Source organism: Streptomyces sp. (genome assembly GCF_031178505.1).
In the GTDB taxonomy this organism is placed as follows: domain Bacteria; phylum Actinomycetota; class Actinomycetes; order Streptomycetales; family Streptomycetaceae; genus Streptomyces; species Streptomyces gulbargensis.
Map to the genome: position 1 here is coordinate 1 of NZ_JAPSIW010000015.1, position 16,050 is coordinate 16,050.

Below are 16,050 nucleotides of genomic sequence, written 5' to 3' on the forward strand. Positions count from 1 at the left end.
CCGGTCGGCGTCGGCGGCGCCACGCCCCCGCTGCGCGCGGCCGGCGACCTCGGCGGCCTGCCGGCCGAGGTGGGCGAGGAGCTCGGGCTCGCGGACGACGCCGAGATCACCACCGAGGCCAACCCGGAATCGGTGGACCCGGAGTACCTGGCCGAGCTGCGGGCCGGCGGCTTCAACCGCATCTCCTTCGGCATGCAGAGCGCGCGGCAGCACGTCCTGAAGGTCCTCGACCGCACGCACACCCCCGGTCGGCCGGAGGCGTGCGTCGCCGAGGCTCGGGCAGCCGGCTTCGAGCACGTCAACCTCGACCTCATCTACGGCACGCCGGGGGAGTCCGACGACGACTGGCGGGCCTCCCTGGAGGCGGCGATCGGCGCCGGCCCCGACCACGTCAGCGCCTACGCACTCATCGTCGAGGAGGGCACGCAGCTCGCGCGCCGCATCCGGCGCGGCGAGGTGCCCATGACCGACGACGACGTGCACGCCGACCGCTACCTCATCGCCGAGGACGTGCTCTCCCGGGCCGGATTCTCCTGGTACGAGGTCTCCAACTGGGCCACCTCCGACGCCGGGCGCTGCCTCCACAACGAGCTCTACTGGCGCGGCGCCGACTGGTGGGGCGCCGGCCCGGGCGCGCACTCGCACGTCGGCGGGGTGCGGTGGTGGAACGTGAAGCACCCCGGGGCGTACGCGGCGGCCCTGGGCGCCGGGAAGTCGCCGGGCGCCGGCCGCGAGGTCCTGTCGGACGAGGACCGGCGCGTCGAGCGCGTCCTGCTGGAGCTGCGGCTCCGGGAGGGCTGCCCGCTGGACCTGCTGAAGCCCGCCGGCCTCGCCGCCTCGCGGAAGGCCCTCGCGGACGGGCTCCTGGAGGACGGGGCGTACGGGGCGGGGCGGGCGGTGCTGACGCTGCGCGGGCGGCTGCTCGCGGACGCGGTGGTCCGGGACCTGGTGGACTGACGCGGCGCGCCCGGCCCGCGCGCCGGCCGGGCCCGTGCCCCCGCTCCGTGCGGGCACGAGGCGCCCGCCGCCCGGCTCCGGCTACGGCGCCGTCACGAAGTCGATCAGTTCCTCCACGCGGCCCAGGAGCGCCGGCTCCAGGTCCTTGTAGGAGTGGACCTTGGAGAGGATGTGGCGCCAGGCGGCGCCGGTGTTGTCGGCGGGCCAGCCGAGGGCGCGGCAGACGCCCGTCTTCCAGTCCTGGCCGCGCGGGACCGCCGGCCACGCGGGGATCCCGACCGAGGAGGGCTTCACGGCCTCCCAGACGTCGATGTACGGGTGGCCGACCACCAGCACGTGCGGCGAGGTCACCCGGGCGGCGATGCGGGCCTCCTTGGAGCCGGGCACGAGGTGGTCGACCAGGACGCCGAGGCGGGCGTCCGGGCCGGGACCGAACGCGTCGACGATCTCCGGGAGGCCGTCGACGCCCTCCAGGTACTCCACCACGACGCCCTCGATCCGCAGGTCGTCGCCCCAGACCCGCTCGACCAGCTCGGCGTCGTGCCGGCCCTCCACGTAGATGCGGCCCGCGCGGGCCACCCGGGCCCGCGCGCCGGGGACCGCGATCGAGCCGGAGGCGGTGCGGGCGGGACGGGACGGGGCGGCGGCCGGGGGCCTGACCAGGGTGACGGCCTTCCCCTCCAGGAGGAAGCCGCGCGGCTCCAGCGGGAAGACCCGGTGCTTGCCGAACCGGTCCTCCAGCGTGACCGTGCCGGCCTCGCAGCGGATCACCGCCCCGCAGAAGCCGGTCGTGACCTCCTCGACGACCAGGTCGCGTTCGGCCGGCACCTCGGGCACCGGGGCCTGCTTCTTCCACGGGGGCGTCAGATCCGGGTTGTAGCTGCGCATTGACCGGACGTTAGGCGACGGAGAAGCGCCGTGCCAGTTCCGCGCGCTGGCGTCGGACGAAGGCGGCGTCCACCACCGCCCCGTGCCCGGGCACGTACAGCGCGTCCTCGCCGCCGAGCGCGAGCAGCCGGTCCAGGGCGTCCGGCCAGCGTGAGGGGATCGCGTCCGGGCCGGCCTGCGGCTCGCCGGACTCCTCCACCAGGTCGCCGCAGAACACGGTCTCGCGGTCGCCCGGCACGAACAGGGCCAGGTCGTGCCCCGTGTGGCCGGGCCCCACGTTGGCCAGGAGCACCTGGCGCCCGCCCAGGTCGAGCGTCCACTCGCCGGACACCAGGTGCCCCGGGGCCACCAGGGCCCCGGTCGCCTCCTGAGCCGCCCGCGCGTCGAGACCGTGCCGCACCGCGTCCGCGCGCATCTCCCGCGCCGCCCGCTCGCCCGCCAGCAGGCGGTCCGAGCCGACCGCCCCGAAGACCTCGGCCCCGGGGAAGGCCGCGGTGCCGAGCACATGGTCGAAATGGGGATGACTGAGTGCGATGTGCGTCACGTCCCGGCCGCCCGTCAGCGCCCGCGCGTCGGCGCGCAGCGCCGCGCCCTCGGCGAGCGAGGCGCCAGTGTCGTACAGCAGCACGCCCAGTTCTCCCACCACCAGGCCCACCGTGGCGTCCCATCCCGGCAACCGCCGCCGGCCCACACCGTCGGCGAGCCGCTCCCATCCCCGCGCCGTCCAGTCGATCTCCGAAGCGTCCATACCGAGACGCTAGCGGTTCGGCCTCCTTGCCAGGAGCGACCGGCCCGGCCGTACACTGGCCGGGGATTCCTGGCACTCGAACAGGGCGAGTGCCAAATGCGGAGCAACCGGAACGACCACAGCTGGAGGTGTGCGCATGCTCAGCGAACGCAGACTCGAGGTGCTCCGCGCCATCGTCCAGGACTATGTCGGCACGGAGGAGCCCGTCGGCTCCAAGGCGCTCACCGAACGCCACAAGCTCGGCGTCTCGCCCGCCACCGTGCGCAACGACATGGCGGTGCTGGAGGAGGAGGGCTACATCGCCCAGCCGCACACCAGCGCCGGGCGCATCCCCACCGACAAGGGCTACCGCCTCTTCGTCGACCGGCTGGCCGGCGTCAAGCCGCTGTCCACCCCGGAGCGGCGCGCCATCCACAACTTCCTGGACGGCGCGGTCGACCTGGACGACGTCGTGGGCCGTACGGTACGGCTGCTCGCGCAGCTCACCCGTCAGGTCGCCGTCGTCCAGTACCCCTCGCTGACCCGTTCGACCGTGCGGCACGTGGAACTGCTCTCGCTGGCCCCGGCCCGCCTGATGCTGGTCCTGATCACGGACACCGGCCGGGTCGAGCAGCGGGTGATCGACTGCCCCGCCCCCTTCGGCGAGACCTCCCTCGCCGACCTGCGGGCCCGGCTCAACAGCCGGGTCGTCGGCCGCCGGTTCGCCGACGTGCCGCAGCTGGTGCAGGACCTCCCGGAGTCCTTCGAGGAGTCGGAGGACCGGGCCACGGTCTCGACCGTGCTCGCCACCCTCCTCGAAACGCTCGTGGAGGAGCAGGAGGAGCGGCTGATGATCGGCGGTACCGCCAATCTCACCCGCTTCGGCCATGACTTCCCCCTGACGATCAGGCCCGTCCTGGAGGCGCTCGAGGAGCAGGTCGTGCTCCTCAAGCTGCTCGGCGAGGCCAAGGAATCGGGCATGACCGTACGTATCGGGCATGAGAACGCCCATGAAGGACTGAACTCCACGTCCGTCGTCTCGGTCGGCTACGGTTCGGGCGGCGAAGCAGTCGCCAAGCTCGGCGTGGTCGGACCGACCCGCATGGACTACCCCGGAACGATGGGAGCGGTACGCGCAGTGGCACGTTACGTCGGACAGATCCTGGCGGAGTCGTAAGTGGCCACGGACTACTACGCCGTACTCGGCGTGCGCCGAGACGCGTCCCAGGACGAGATCAAGAAGGCCTTCCGCCGCCTGGCCCGCGAGCTTCACCCGGACGTGAATCCGGACCCGAAGACGCAGGAGCGGTTCAAGGAGATCAACGCGGCCTACGAGGTCCTCTCGGATCCGCAGAAGAAGCAGGTCTACGACCTGGGCGGCGACCCGCTGTCCTCCTCCGGCGGAGGCGGCGCGGGCGGCTTCGGGGCCGGTGGCTTCGGCAACTTCTCCGACATCATGGACGCGTTCTTCGGCACGGCCTCGCAGCGCGGGCCGCGTTCGCGGACCCGTCGCGGCCAGGACGCCATGATCCGCCTGGAGATCGACCTCAACGAGGCGGCCTTCGGCACCACGAAGGACATCCAGGTCGACACGGCCGTCGTCTGCACCACCTGCTCGGGCGAGGGCGCGGCCCCCGGCACCTCCGCGCAGACCTGTGACATGTGCCGCGGCCGCGGTGAGGTCTCCCAGGTCACCCGGTCCTTCCTCGGCCAGGTCATGACCTCGCGGCCCTGCCCGCAGTGCCAGGGCTTCGGCACCGTCGTCCCGACCCCGTGCCCGGAGTGCGCGGGCGACGGCCGGGTCCGCTCCCGCCGCACGCTCACGGTCAAGATCCCGGCCGGTGTCGACAACGGCACCCGCATCCAGCTCGCGGGCGAGGGCGAGGTCGGCCCCGGCGGCGGCCCCGCCGGTGACCTGTACGTCGAGATCCACGAGACCCCGCACGAGACGTTCCAGCGGCGCGGGGACGACCTGCACTGCACGGTGACGATCCCGATGACGGCGGGCGCGCTCGGCACGAAGGTGCCGCTGCAGACCCTGGACGGGGTGGAGGAGGTCGACATCCGGCCCGGCACGCAGTCCGGCCAGTCGATCCCGCTGCACGGCCGGGGCGTCACGCACCTGCGCGGCAACGGGCGCGGCGACCTCATCGTCCACGTCGAGGTGCAGACGCCGAGCAAGCTCGACGCGGAGCAGGAGCGGCTGCTGCGGGAACTGGCGAAGCTGCGCGGCGAGGAGCGGCCGACCGGCCAGTTCCAGCCGGGCCAGCAGGGGCTGTTCTCCCGGCTGAAGGACGCGTTCAACGGGCGGTGACCCGGACGGTCGAAGGGGCGGCGCGGTGCGCCGCCCCTTTTCCGTACGGTCCGGCTCCTTCGCCGTCCGCTCCGTACGGGTCCGGTTCCTTCGCCGTCCGTGCGCCCGTCCGTACGGTCCGGCGTACCGCGGCGGCGCGCGCCCGCCCGCGCGGCCGGGCGGCACCTCCGGGGCGCCTCGCCCTTTTCCGGTGGGGCGCCCGGGGCATGACACGATGCCGGTATGTCCACCACCGCACTGAACGATCTCTCCCGGTTCCCGATCGTGCAGGCCCCCATGGCGGGTGGCGCCTCCTGTCCCGAGCTCGTCGGGGCCGTCTGCGAAGCCGGGGCACTCGGCTTCCTCGCCGGCGGCTACAAGACCGCCGGCGGGCTCTACCAGGAGATCAAACGGGTCCGCGCGCTGACCTCGCGGCCCTTCGGCGTGAACGTCTTCATGCCGCAGACCGGCCGGCCCGGTGACCCGGCCGCCGTCGGCCTCTACCGGCACCAGCTGGCCGGCGAGGCCACCTGGTACGACACGGCGCTCGGCGACACCGACGACAGCGGCGACGACTTCTACGACGCCAAGCTGGCCATCCTCCTGGAGGACCCGGTCCCCGTCGTCTCCTTCACCTTCGGCTGCCCCGCGCGCGAGACGCTCCAGGCCTTCGCGCGGGCCGGTACGTACACGGTCGTCACCGTCACCTCCGCCGACGAGGCGCTCGCCGCCGAGCGCGCGGGCGCCGACGCCGTCTGCGTCCAGGGCGTCGAGGCGGGCGGACACCAGGGCACGTACCGCGACGACCCGGCCGGCGAGGGCCCGTCCGGCACCGGGCTGCTCACCCTCCTCACCCTGGTCCGCGAGGCCGTCGGGCTGCCGATGGTCGCCGCCGGCGGCATCATGCGCGGCGCGCAGATCGCGGCCGTCCTCGCCGCCGGCGCCGTTGCCGCGCAGCTCGGCACCGCCTTCCTCGTCTGCCCCGAGTCCGGCGCCCACCCGCTGCACAAGCAGGCTCTGACCGACCCGCTGTTCCACCGCACCGAACTCACCCGGGCCTTCTCGGGGCGCCCGGCGCGCGGGCTCGTGAACCGCTTCGTCCGCGAGCACGGGCCGTACGCCCCCGCCGCCTACCCCGAGGTCCACCACCTGACCGCCCCGCTGCGCAAGGCCGCCGCGACCGCGGGGGACGCCCAGGGCATGGCCCTGTGGGCCGGACAGGGTCACCGGCTCGCCCGCGAGCTGCCCGCCGGGGACCTGGTGGAGGTCCTCGCCGCCGAACTCGACACCGCACTCACCGGCCTGGCCGGCGCCCACGTTCCCAGGAGCTCCTCATGACCGCCCCCGTCTTCGTCGTCGACACCCTTCCCGACACCCGGCAGTTCGTCCTGGACGGGCCCGAGGGCCGGCACGCGGTCTCCGTGAAGCGGCTGCGCGCCGGGGAGGGCGTGGTCCTGACGGACGGGCGGGGCCGCTGGGCCGAGGGCCTGGTCCTCGCGGCGGAGGGCAAGGACCGGCTGACCGTGGAGCTCTCGCCGGTGCGCGAGGACCCGGAGGAGGAACCGCGCGTCACCGTCGTCCAGGCCCTGCCCAAGGGCGACCGGGGCGAGCTGGCCGTCGAGACCATGACCGAGACGGGGGTGGACGCGATCGTCCCCTGGGCCGCCTCCCGCTGCATCACCCAGTGGAAGGGCGACCGGGGCGAGAAGGCGCTCGGCAAGTGGCGCTCCACCGCGCGCGAGGCCGGCAAGCAGTCGCGCCGCACCCGCTTCCCCGAGGTGGCGGGACCGATGACCACCAAGCAGGTGGCCGCGCTCCTCGCCGGGGCCGACTTCGCGGGCGTCCTGCACGAGGACCGTGACCACCCGAGCGAGGCGCTCGCCACCGCCGAGCTGCCCGCGAAGGGTTCGATCGTGCTGGTCGTCGGTCCCGAGGGCGGGGTGTCCCCGGAGGAGCTCGCCGTCTTCGAGGCGGCGGGCGCGAAGCCGTACCGGCTGGGCCGCAGCGTGCTGCGCACCTCCACGGCGGGGACGGCGGCCACGGCCCTGGTGCTGGGCAGGACCGGCCGCTGGAGCTGACCACCGACCGGATGGGGGACTTCGGCGGGCCCCGGCCCGCCGACTTGTCATGCAAGTGAACGCTTGCCTATGGTGGAGGCGTGGCCGAAGACGTCTTCAAGGCGCTGGCCGACCCCACCCGCCGGCGCATCCTCGACGAGCTGGCGGACCGGGACGGCCAGTCCCTGTTCGAAATATGCGCCCGGCTCTCGACCCGGCACGGCCTCGGCCTGTCCCGGCAGGCGATCAGCCAGCACCTCGCCGTCCTGGAAGCCGCGGACCTCATCCGCACCCGGCGCGAGGGCCGCTACAAGTTCCACGACCTGAACACCGCACCGCTCGAGCGCATCGTGACCCGATGGCTCAGGCCCGACGCGCCGGAGAACACCCCATGAGGATCCACCTGACCAGCGTTTTCGTCGACGACCAGGACAAGGCCCTGCGGTTCTACACCGACGTCCTCGGCTTCGTGAAGAAGCACGAGGTGCCGCTCGGCGAGCACCGCTGGCTGACCGTCGTCTCGCCCGAGGACCCCGGCGGCACCGAACTGGTCCTGGAGCCGGACGCGCACCCCGCCGTGAAGCCGTACCAGACGGCGCTCGCCGAGGACGGCATCCCGGTGACCTCCTTCGCCGTGGACGACGTACGGGCCGAGTTCGAGCGGCTGCGCGCGCTCGGCGTCCACTTCACCCAGGAGCCCACGGAGATGGGCCCGGTCACCACGGCCGTCCTCGACGACACCTGCGGCAACCTGATCCAGATCGCCCAGTACGCGTAGCCGCGCGGGCCCCGGCCGCCTCAGCCCCTCCCGGCCTCCGTCAGGGCGTCGAACAGCGGCCAGCCGTCCACCTCGCGCGCGCCGTGCGCGACGGGGAGGAGACCGTGCGCGGCGGCCAGGTCCAGGAAGCGGCGCACCACGCCCGGCTCGTGCAGGTTGAGGTGACCGCCGTGGGCGGCGGCCACCTCGCCGACGCCCATGGGGAAACCGGCCACGATCCGGCCGGGGCCGCCCCGGAAGACCAGCCGCAGCGCGCTGTGCCGGGCCTCCACCCGGCGCAGGGTCAGATACGTCCGGCAACCCGGGTGCGTGTGGCCGACGTTCCACAGCCAGACCTGGCCGCCGACCGTCAGCCGGCGCGGTGCGCGTGTCCGTCCCATCCGCCGCAGCCTACGCGGCGCCCCACCCGGTGGACGGGCTCCCGGGCGCCTTTTCTAGGCTGACCCGCATGGCCGACGAGTCCCCCCTGATCCGCAGTCTCCGCGCCGCCGTCGCCGCCGCGCCCGGCGACGTCCCCCTGCGTCTCCATTTCGCCGGACTCCTCCTCGCCGAGGGGCGGAACGACGAGGCCGTCGCGGAGGCGGCCGTGGCCCTCCAGCACGCGCCCGGAGACGCGGACGCCCGCGCCCTGATGATCCGGGCGATGGGCATGCCCCCGGCCCCGCCGACACCTCCCGCACCCCCGGCCCCCGCGCCGCCCGCCCCCGAGACCCCGGCCCCCGCCCCCGTACCGCCGAGGAACGATCGGAACGAGCGGAACGAGACGGAACCCCCCGCCCCCGCGCCGCCCGAGGAGCCGCCCGCCTTCGACTGGGCCGCCGCCGAGCAGCAGGTCCAGGACCTGGTGGGCCCGCGCTTCCTGGAGGACCCGCAGGCCGCCGACGGCGACGGCACCGCCGGGGACGCCGCCGCCTGGGACGTCGACGCGCCCGGCGCCGTACGCCTCGCCGACGTCGGCGGCATGAGCGAGGTCAAGGAGCGCCTGGAGGCCGCCTTCCTCGCCCCCATGCGCAACCCCGAACTCCGCCGCCTCTACGGCAAGTCGCTCCGCGGCGGCCTCCTCCTCTACGGCCCGCCCGGCTGCGGCAAGACCTTCATCGCCCGCGCGGTCGCCGGCGAACTCGGCGCCAACTTCCTCACCGTCTCGCTCTCCGACGTCCTCGACATGTGGATCGGCGCCTCCGAGAAGAACATCCACGACATCTTCGAGACCGCCCGCCGCCAGGCGCCCTGCGTCGTCTTCCTCGACGAGCTCGACGCGCTCGGCGCCAAGCGCTCCCGCACCCACCACAGCGGACTGCGCAACGTCGTCAACCAGCTCCTCACCGAGCTCGACGGCATCGCGAGCGGCGCCGGCAACGAGGGGGTCTTCGTGCTGGCCGCCACCAACGTGCCGTGGGACGTGGACATCGCGCTGCGCCGGCCCGGCCGCCTCGACCGCACCCTGCTGGTGCTGCCGCCGGACGCCGCCGCCCGCGAGGCGATCCTCCGCTACCACCTGCGCGAGCGCCCGATCGAATCCGTCGACCTCGGCAAACTCGTCAAGGTCACCGAGGACTTCTCCGGTGCCGACCTCGCCCACGTCTGCGAGACGGCCGCCGAGGCCGCGCTCCTCGACTCCGCCCGCACCGGCTCCGTACGGCTCATCACCACCAAGGACCTGCTGGCCGCCGCCAAGCAGCTCCGCCCGTCCACGGAACCGTGGTTCGCCGCGGCCAAGAACGTCGCCATGTTCGCCAACGAGGGCGGTCTCTACGACGACCTGCTCGCCTACCTCAAGCGGAAGCGCAAGCTGTGACCACGCCCGGCACCCCCCACGCCCCCGGCGCGCCCACCGCCCTCGACCGCGCCGAGGCGCTGTACGAGGCGGGGCGGTTCGCGCAGGCCGGCGCCCTCGCCGCCCAGCACCTCGCCTCCGACCCGGAGGACGCCGAGGCCCTCGTCCTGCTCGCCCGCTGCCACCACCGGGCCGAGGAGCACCCCGCCGCCCTGACCGCCGTCGACCGGGCGCTCGCCGTCCGGCCGGAGCTGCTCATGGGCTGGCTGATGCGGACCCAGATCCTGCTCGCCCTCCGGCGGTACGCGGAGGCCGAGGCCGCCGCCCAGCAGGCGGTGGCGCTCGCCCCGCAGTACTGGGGCAGCCACTACGCGCTCGGCACCGCCCTCGCCGAGACCGGCGAACGCACCCGTGACCGGGCCCGGCTCGCCACCGCCTACGAGGCGGCGCGGGCGGCGGTCACCCTCGCCCCCGAGGAGGACGCGGCCCACTTCCTGGTGGGCCTGACCGCCCAGCGCCGGGGCGACCACGCCACCGCGCAGCGCGCGTACGAGACGGCCCTGCGGCTCAACCCGCAGAGCAGCGAGGCGCACAACAACCTGTCGCTGCTGCGGCTGCGGCGCCGCTGGTTCCGGCGCGGGGCCTGGACGCAGGCCGCGGAGGGCTTCGTCGCCTCCGCCGCGCTCGACCTCCAGGACCGCAAGGCCCGCTACAACCTGGAGGCGATGGCCTGGAACACCGTCGCCGGCGCCCGCTGGGTCGCCCTCGCCGGCTTCGTCGCCGCCGCGATCGGCTCGGCCCCGCTCCGTACCGGTTCCACCGGCGCCGAGGCGGTCGTGCCCTTCCTCGTCGGCGCCGCCGTGCTCGCCGGCGCCTGGGGCGGCTGGTTCCTGTGGATGGCGCGCCGGGTGCCGCCCCGGCTGCGGCGCCCCCTGCTGCTCGTGGCCCGCGCGTGCCCGCCGGTCCTCGCCATGGCCGGGGCGGTGGGGCTGCTCGGTCTGTACTCGGTGCTCACCATGGCCCTGTGGACCTTCGACGCCGGGGTCGTGGGGGCGCTCGGGACGCCGCTGTTCTGGGCCGTCGTCCTCACCTACTGGGTGAGCCGGGCGCGTCTGAACCGGCGCGCGCCCCGGGACTGACCCGCTCCCGCGCCCGTCACCCGGGCCGGACCGGCCGCGCACGCCCCGCGGGCCGGTGCCGGATAGCATGCCCGGGTACCGATCCACGACGGCGAGGAGGCCCGGGCCATGGCCGGAGAGCCGCAGAGCGACTGCCTGTTCTGCAAGATCGCACAGGGGGAGGTGCCCGCGACGATCGTGCGCGAGACGGAGACCACCGTCGCCTTCCGCGACATCAACCCGCAGGCGCCCACGCACGTGCTCGTCATCCCGCGCCTCCACCACCCGGACGCCGCCTCGCTGGCCGCCGCCGCGCCCGGCGTCGCCGCCGACGTGCTGCGCGAGGCGGGCGAGGTCGCCGCCCAGGAGAAGATCCAGGACGGCGGCTACCGCATCGTCTTCAACACCGGCACCGGAGCGGGCCAGACCGTCTTCCACGCCCACGCGCACGTCCTCGGCGGACGCGGCCTCAACTGGCCCCCCGGATAGGCCACAGCTCCGTGTCCGTACGCGAACTGGTCGTCCTCGGCACCGCCAGCCAGGTCCCCACCCGGCACCGCAACCACAACGGCTACGTGCTGCGCTGGGACGGCCAGGGCATCCTCTTCGACCCCGGTGAGGGCACCCAGCGGCAGATGCTGCGCGCCGGGGTGGCCGCCCACGACCTGCACCGGATCTGCGTCACGCACTTCCACGGCGACCACTCCCTCGGCCTCGCCGGCGTCATCCAGCGGATCAACCTCGACCAGGTCCCGCACCCCGTCACCGCCCACTACCCGGCGAGCGGGCAGCGCTTCTTCGACCGGCTGCGGTACGCCACCGCCTACCGCGAGACCGTCGACCTCACCGAGGCGCCGGTCACCGCCGACGGCCCGCTCGCCGTCACCCCCGACTTCACGCTCGAGGCCCGCCGGCTCTCCCACCCCGTGGAGTCCTACGGCTACCGGCTCGTCGAGCCCGACGGCCGCCGCCTGCTGCCCGAGAGACTGGCCGCCCACGGCATCAAGGGACCCGACGTGGGCCGGCTCCAGCGCGAGGGCGTCCTCGGCGGGGTCGCCCTCGACGCGGTGAGCGAGGTACGGCGCGGGCAGCGCTTCGCCTTCGTCATGGACACCCGGCTCTGCGACGGCGTCCACGCCCTCGCCGAAGGCGCCGACATGCTCGTCATCGAGTCCACGTTCCTCGGCGAGGACGTCCGGCTCGCCACCGACCACGGACACCTGACGGCCGGTCAGGCCGCGGCCGTCGCCCGGGACGCGGGCGTACGGCACCTCGTCCTCACCCACTTCTCGCAGCGCTACTCCGATCCCGCCGCCTTCGAACGGCAGGCGCGGGCGGCGGGGTTCGACGGCGAGCTGAGCATTGCCCAGGACCTCACGCGGGTCCCCGTACCGAAGAGATAGAACCCCCATGCCTGTACCCAAGGCCGAACTGCACCTGCACATCGAAGGGACCCTCGAACCCGAGCTCGCCTTCGCGCTCGCCGCCCGCAACGGCGTGACCCTGCCGTACGCGGACACCGAGGCGCTCCGCGAGGCCTACCGCTTCGAGGACCTGCAGTCGTTCCTGGACCTGTACTACGCCCTCATGGCGGTCCTGCGCACGGCCCGGGACTTCACCGACCTCGCCGACGCCTACCTGGAGCGGGCCGCCGCCCAGGGCGTGCGGCACGCCGAGATCTTCTTCGACCCGCAGGCCCACACCGCCCGGGGCGTGCCCTTCGGCACCGTCGTCGAGGGCCTGACCGCCTCGCTCGACCGGGCCGAGGAGCGGTACGGCGTCTCCACCCGCCTCATCATGTGCTTCCTGCGCGACGAGTCCGCCGAGTCCGCGATGGCCACCCTGGAGGAGGCGAAGCCGTACCTGGACCGGATCACCGGCATCGGCCTGGACTCGGCGGAGGCCGGCCACCCGCCGTCGAAGTTCCGCGCGGTGTACGAGGAGGCGGCCCGGCTCGGCCTGCGCCGGGTGGCCCACGCGGGTGAGGAGGGTCCGGCCGCCTACGTGGCGGAGGCCCTCGACGTCCTCGGCGTGGAACGCGTCGACCACGGGCTGCGCTGCATGGAGGACCCGGAGCTCGTCGCCCGGCTGGCGCGCGAGCGCGTCCCGCTCACCCTCTGCCCGCTGTCGAACGTACGGCTCCGCGTCGTCGACACCCTCGCGGACCACCCGCTGCCCGCCATGATGGAGGCGGGCCTGCTGGTGACGGTGAACTCCGACGACCCCGCCTACTTCGGCGGCTACGCGGGCGACAACTACGACGGCGTGCGCGACGCCCTCGGCCTCACGGCGGAGCAGCTGCGGCAGCTCGCCCGTAACTCCTTCGAGGCGTCCTTCCTGGAGGACGACGAGCCGCGCCGGGAGCGCTGCCTCGCCGAGGTGGAGGCCTACGCCTTCCCGGCCGGCACACCGGGGGAGTGACGGGCGTGGAACCGGTCTGGCGCGTCGTCCTGGTCCTCGGCAGCCTCACCGCGCTCAGCGTCCTGGCCTTCCTGGCCTCTCTCCTCGCCCCACGCCTCCGCCGCCCCCGGCCGCCGGCCACCCGGCGCGGGGCCTGAGGGCCGGGGTCGCCGTTCGGGCCCCGGCTCCCCCCGGTCCGACGGCGCGGGACCTGAGGGACACCCCCAGGGCCCCCCGCTACCCCCGGTCCGACGGCCGCGCGAGCCCGAAGGCCGATCGCGCGCGGCGGCGTGCCGGGACCGGGATCGGGGTGACGTCCTGTTCCGGGGCGCCCATCTGGGGGACCAGCGCCGTCGTCGCGGACGCCGAGCCCGCGAGGACGGCGGCGGGGGCGCCGCCGCGGCGCCGGACCGAGCCGGGGACGAGGGGACGGCCGGAGGCGTGCAGGGCCACCGCCGTCATCGGGCCCGCCACGGCGAGCAGCAGTCCGCACAGGACCGCGCCCATGCCCGGATAGCCGGCGGCCTCCGAGAGGACGCTGCCGGTCACCGGGCCGCAGGCCACGCCCAGCGAGGACGCCGAGCCGACCAGGACCGCCCACCGGCCGCGCGGGTCCAGGGAGGCGGCCAGACCGAGCAGGTACGACAGGACCACCGGATAGACGGCGTTCCACAGGATCTCGCCGGCCGCGAAGGCGGCCAGGTTCCCGGCCGCCGAGCTGAGCAGCACACAGCCCGCGATCAGGACCGTGCCCGCCCCGATCGGCACCGCCCGGCCCAGCCGCGCGCCGAGCGCCCCCGCCGCCGCGACCCCGGCGAGCCCCGCGCCGAGCGCCGCCGCGAAGACCGCGCCGACGGTGACCTCGGAGAGCCCGGCCTGGGTGACCCCGATCCGGCCGCTCACCCCCCACAGCGCGTTCTGCGCCATCGACCAGCACAGGATGCCGCCTGCCAGGACGGCCCCGGCCCGCCGGTACGGCAGCGGCCCCGCCGCTCCCCCCGGGACGCCGCGCGACTCCGCCCGGCCGCCCGCCACCGGCCCCGGCAGCCGCCCCGTCACCGTCCACACCAGCGCCGCCGCGCCCGCCAGCGCGAGCAGCGGCAGCCGGTGTCCACCGCCCAGGTGCGGCAGGGTGAGGTACAGGGCCCCGGCCGTGGCCGAGACGGTGAGCAGGCCCAGCGCCGACGCCCGGTGCGGATCCCGCTGCCCGGCGATCCCCGAGGCCGCGACCGCCGTCGCCGTACCCGAGCCGCAGCCGCCGAGGACGGTGCCCGCGATCACCAGCGGCACCGCGCCGCTCACGGCGGCGGAGCCGTACCCGGCCACCATGGCGAGGAGGCCGGCGCGGGCCGCCCGGCGCGGCCCGATCCGGTCCACCCGGGCGGCGAGCGCGAAGCCCGCAGCGGCGGAGCCGAGGAGCAGGGCGGAGCCGGCCAGACCCGCCTGCGACGGGCCGAGACCGAGCCCGGCGGAGAACCGGCCGACGACGGTCGGCAGCAGGTACGGGGCGAGATAACCGGCGGTGAAGAGGGCGACGAGGGCGACGAGGGCCCCCGGGTCGCGCGGCCGCGCAGACATGGGCGTTCCCGGAAACGAGCAGGAGGGAAAAGGGGAGGAGCGCCCGGTGGTGCACGTGGGTGCGCGGGACATGTGTATCAACCGCGGCCGTGCCCGGAGAAGGCGGTACGCCCCGGCACGGCCTGTGATCCGTGACACCTTCGGTTTGGGCCCCGTGGGCCCGGGTAGCCGAGGTGACCCACCCCGTGCCGTCCCGGCCCGCCCGGCGCCCCCGTCGGGCAGACTGGACGGGTCCGCACCGCGACCGGGGAGCCTGCCGTGACCACCTCCAGGGGAGAGCAGCCGCACCACGACACCGACGTCGACCCGTTGGTGTGTCTGAGGGAGCCCACCGACCCGGCCTGCGACGTCTTCCTGACCGGCACGGTCTTCCTGGACATCATCTTCACCGGCCTCGACAGCGCCCCCGTGCGCGGCACCGAGTCCTGGGCCCGGGGCATGGGTTCCAGCCCCGGCGGCGTCGCCAACATGGCCACCGCCCTCGCCCGCCTCGGCCTGCGCACCTCCCTCGCCGCCGCCTTCGGCGACGACCACTACGGCGAGTACTGCTGGGACGCCCTGGAGCAGGGCGAGGGCATCGACCTGTCGCTGTCCCGGACGGTCCCCGGCTGGCACTCCCCGGTGACCGTCTCCATGGCCTACGAGGGCGAGCGGACGATGGTCTCCCACGGCCACGAGGCCCCGCTGGACGACGCCGTGCCCGCCTCCCCGCCGTACGCCCGCGCCGCCGTCGCCTCCCTGGTCCCGGGCCGTTCCGAGGAGTGGGTGGAGCGGGCGGCCCGCTCCGGGGCCAAGGTCTTCGCCGACGTCGGCTGGGACGACACCGGCCGCTGGGACCTGGCGGGCCTGACCGACCTGGAGCACTGCGAGGCCTTCCTGCCGAACGCCGAGGAGGCCATGCGCTACACCCGCACCGACTGCCCGCGCGCCGCCGCCCGCGCCCTCGCCGACAAGGTCCGCTACGCCGTCGTCACCCTCGGCGCCGAGGGCGCCTACGCCGTCGACGGCGCCACCGGGGAGACCGCCGAGGTGCCCGCGATCCAGGTCAGGGCGCTCGATCCGACCGGGGCCGGGGACGTCTTCGTCGCCGGGTTCGTCACCGGCACCCTCGCCGACTGGCCGCTCGCCGACCGGCTCGCCTTCGCGGGCCTGACCGCCGCCCTCTCGGTCCAGGAGTTCGGCGGCTCCCTGTCCGCCCCCACCTGGGGCGAGATCGCCGCCTGGTGGCAGCACGTCCAGGGGCACGCCCGGCAGAACCCGGCCGCGCTGCGCGCCCGGTACGCCTTCCTGGAGCGGCTCCTGCCCGCGCCGGCCCGCCCGTGGCCGCTGCGCCGGGCGGTGCCGACCATCGGTTTCCGCGCGGCCGCTTCGTAAACCGCTTCGGGCTTGTCCCCGTCAAGTCGTAGGCTTGGTGACCGAGAGGTTGTCGAGCAGCGAGAACCCCGCAACGGGAGGTATGCGCAGGCCCCAGTGCCGG

18 protein-coding genes are annotated in these 16,050 nt (G+C 74.9%); 14 read left to right on the plus strand and 4 right to left on the minus strand.

Features of this window, described 5'->3' with window-relative positions:
* Positions 1 to 957: coproporphyrinogen-III oxidase family protein (locus tag RIF68_RS02980; RefSeq protein WP_309049515.1), on the plus strand; the 957-nt coding region annotated here is incomplete at its 5' end.
* Between the two features lie 81 nt (positions 958 to 1,038).
* On the opposite strand, the gene RIF68_RS02985 is transcribed toward RIF68_RS02980, so the two are convergent.
* Positions 1,039 to 1,845, minus strand: coding sequence for a DUF3097 domain-containing protein (locus RIF68_RS02985; RefSeq protein WP_309049516.1), 807 nt, complete (start codon positions 1,843 to 1,845; stop codon positions 1,039 to 1,041).
* A gap of 10 nt (positions 1,846 to 1,855) precedes the next feature.
* The gene (locus RIF68_RS02990) at positions 1,856 to 2,593 is read right to left on the minus strand and encodes an MBL fold metallo-hydrolase (RefSeq protein ID WP_309049517.1); all 738 of its coding nucleotides are present in this window, start codon (positions 2,591 to 2,593) and stop codon (positions 1,856 to 1,858) included.
* 136 nt (positions 2,594 to 2,729) lie between these two features.
* Here RIF68_RS02990 and hrcA point away from each other — a divergent pair, with 136 nt between their 5' ends.
* From hrcA to RIF68_RS03020, 6 genes are all read left to right on the plus strand, one after another.
* Positions 2,730 to 3,749 carry a heat-inducible transcriptional repressor HrcA gene (gene hrcA, locus RIF68_RS02995; protein WP_309049518.1) on the plus strand — a complete coding sequence of 340 codons (1,020 nt, stop codon included), beginning with the start codon at positions 2,730 to 2,732 and terminating at the stop codon, positions 3,747 to 3,749.
* A complete protein-coding gene (gene dnaJ, locus RIF68_RS03000; RefSeq protein WP_309049519.1) occupies positions 3,750 to 4,886 on the plus strand; it encodes a molecular chaperone DnaJ in 1,137 nt (378 codons plus the stop codon). It begins immediately after the preceding gene.
* A 222-nt stretch (positions 4,887 to 5,108) separates the two neighbouring features.
* Positions 5,109 to 6,203, plus strand: a complete 1,095-nt coding sequence (locus tag RIF68_RS03005) for a nitronate monooxygenase (RefSeq protein ID WP_309049520.1) — start codon at positions 5,109 to 5,111, stop codon at positions 6,201 to 6,203.
* Positions 6,200 to 6,943, plus strand: coding sequence for a 16S rRNA (uracil(1498)-N(3))-methyltransferase (locus RIF68_RS03010; RefSeq protein ID WP_309049521.1), 744 nt, complete (start codon positions 6,200 to 6,202; stop codon positions 6,941 to 6,943). The genes RIF68_RS03005 and RIF68_RS03010 overlap by 4 nt, the downstream gene beginning before the upstream one ends.
* Positions 6,944 to 7,023: 80 nt before the next feature.
* Positions 7,024 to 7,317 carry a metalloregulator ArsR/SmtB family transcription factor gene (locus tag RIF68_RS03015; RefSeq protein WP_309049522.1) on the plus strand — a complete coding sequence of 98 codons (294 nt, stop codon included), beginning with the start codon at positions 7,024 to 7,026 and terminating at the stop codon, positions 7,315 to 7,317.
* Positions 7,314 to 7,700: a VOC family protein gene (locus tag RIF68_RS03020; protein ID WP_309049523.1), complete on the plus strand. Its 387-nt coding sequence runs from the start codon at positions 7,314 to 7,316 to the stop codon at positions 7,698 to 7,700. The genes RIF68_RS03015 and RIF68_RS03020 overlap by 4 nt, the downstream gene beginning before the upstream one ends.
* A gap of 20 nt (positions 7,701 to 7,720) precedes the next feature.
* Here RIF68_RS03020 and RIF68_RS03025 read toward each other — a convergent pair whose 3' ends face one another.
* Positions 7,721 to 8,080, minus strand: a complete 360-nt coding sequence (locus tag RIF68_RS03025) for a hypothetical protein (protein ID WP_309049524.1) — start codon at positions 8,078 to 8,080, stop codon at positions 7,721 to 7,723.
* Positions 8,081 to 8,148: 68 nt separating this feature from the next.
* Between RIF68_RS03025 and RIF68_RS03030 the strand changes: the two genes are divergently transcribed.
* The 6 genes from RIF68_RS03030 to RIF68_RS03055 all read left to right on the plus strand — a co-directional run bounded on the left by RIF68_RS03030 (position 8,149) and on the right by RIF68_RS03055 (position 13,153).
* Positions 8,149 to 9,498 (plus strand): ATP-binding protein, encoded by a 1,350-nt coding sequence (locus RIF68_RS03030; RefSeq protein ID WP_309049525.1) that lies wholly within the window; start codon positions 8,149 to 8,151, stop codon positions 9,496 to 9,498.
* The gene (locus RIF68_RS03035) at positions 9,495 to 10,616 is read left to right on the plus strand and encodes a tetratricopeptide repeat protein (RefSeq protein WP_309049526.1); all 1,122 of its coding nucleotides are present in this window, start codon (positions 9,495 to 9,497) and stop codon (positions 10,614 to 10,616) included. The genes RIF68_RS03030 and RIF68_RS03035 overlap by 4 nt, the downstream gene beginning before the upstream one ends.
* A 108-nt stretch (positions 10,617 to 10,724) precedes the next feature.
* Complete coding sequence (locus tag RIF68_RS03040) at positions 10,725 to 11,084, plus strand: histidine triad nucleotide-binding protein (protein ID WP_309049527.1); 360 nt, start codon at positions 10,725 to 10,727, stop codon at positions 11,082 to 11,084.
* 11 nt (positions 11,085 to 11,095) lie between these two features.
* Positions 11,096 to 11,998: a ribonuclease Z gene (locus RIF68_RS03045; protein WP_309049528.1), complete on the plus strand. Its 903-nt coding sequence runs from the start codon at positions 11,096 to 11,098 to the stop codon at positions 11,996 to 11,998.
* A 7-nt stretch (positions 11,999 to 12,005) separates the two neighbouring features.
* A complete protein-coding gene (locus tag RIF68_RS03050; RefSeq protein WP_309049529.1) occupies positions 12,006 to 13,016 on the plus strand; it encodes an adenosine deaminase in 1,011 nt (336 codons plus the stop codon).
* 5 nt (positions 13,017 to 13,021) lie between these two features.
* Entirely contained in the window at positions 13,022 to 13,153 is a 132-nt protein-coding gene (locus RIF68_RS03055; protein WP_309049530.1) for a hypothetical protein, read from the plus strand.
* 79 nt (positions 13,154 to 13,232) lie between these two features.
* Here RIF68_RS03055 and RIF68_RS03060 read toward each other — a convergent pair whose 3' ends face one another.
* Positions 13,233 to 14,573 carry an MFS transporter gene (locus tag RIF68_RS03060; RefSeq protein ID WP_309049531.1) on the minus strand — a complete coding sequence of 447 codons (1,341 nt, stop codon included), beginning with the start codon at positions 14,571 to 14,573 and terminating at the stop codon, positions 13,233 to 13,235.
* A gap of 258 nt (positions 14,574 to 14,831) precedes the next feature.
* Here RIF68_RS03060 and RIF68_RS03065 point away from each other — a divergent pair, with 258 nt between their 5' ends.
* On the plus strand, positions 14,832 to 15,947 hold the full coding sequence (locus tag RIF68_RS03065) for a PfkB family carbohydrate kinase (protein ID WP_309049532.1): 1,116 nt from the start codon (positions 14,832 to 14,834) through the stop codon (positions 15,945 to 15,947).
* Positions 15,948 to 16,050: the final 103 nt, after the last annotated feature.

Excerpts from the sequence above, each read along its gene's own strand:
- RIF68_RS03040 (WP_309049527.1), top strand. The coding sequence starts at position 10,725 with ATGGCCGGAGAGCCGCAGAGCGACTGCCTGTTCTGCAAGATCGCACAG.
- RIF68_RS03030 (WP_309049525.1), top strand. The coding sequence starts at position 8,149 with ATGGCCGACGAGTCCCCCCTGATCCGCAGTCTCCGCGCCGCCGTCGCC.
- RIF68_RS03005 (WP_309049520.1), top strand. The coding sequence starts at position 5,109 with ATGTCCACCACCGCACTGAACGATCTCTCCCGGTTCCCGATCGTGCAG.
- RIF68_RS02990 (WP_309049517.1), bottom strand. The coding sequence starts at position 2,593 with ATGGACGCTTCGGAGATCGACTGGACGGCGCGGGGATGGGAGCGGCTC.
- RIF68_RS03060 (WP_309049531.1), bottom strand. The coding sequence starts at position 14,573 with ATGTCTGCGCGGCCGCGCGACCCGGGGGCCCTCGTCGCCCTCGTCGCC.
- RIF68_RS03050 (WP_309049529.1), top strand. The coding sequence starts at position 12,006 with ATGCCTGTACCCAAGGCCGAACTGCACCTGCACATCGAAGGGACCCTC.
- RIF68_RS03025 (WP_309049524.1), bottom strand. The coding sequence starts at position 8,080 with ATGGGACGGACACGCGCACCGCGCCGGCTGACGGTCGGCGGCCAGGTC.
- hrcA (WP_309049518.1), top strand. The coding sequence starts at position 2,730 with ATGCTCAGCGAACGCAGACTCGAGGTGCTCCGCGCCATCGTCCAGGAC.
- RIF68_RS03010 (WP_309049521.1), top strand. The coding sequence starts at position 6,200 with ATGACCGCCCCCGTCTTCGTCGTCGACACCCTTCCCGACACCCGGCAG.
- RIF68_RS02985 (WP_309049516.1), bottom strand. The coding sequence starts at position 1,845 with ATGCGCAGCTACAACCCGGATCTGACGCCCCCGTGGAAGAAGCAGGCC.
- RIF68_RS03020 (WP_309049523.1), top strand. The coding sequence starts at position 7,314 with ATGAGGATCCACCTGACCAGCGTTTTCGTCGACGACCAGGACAAGGCC.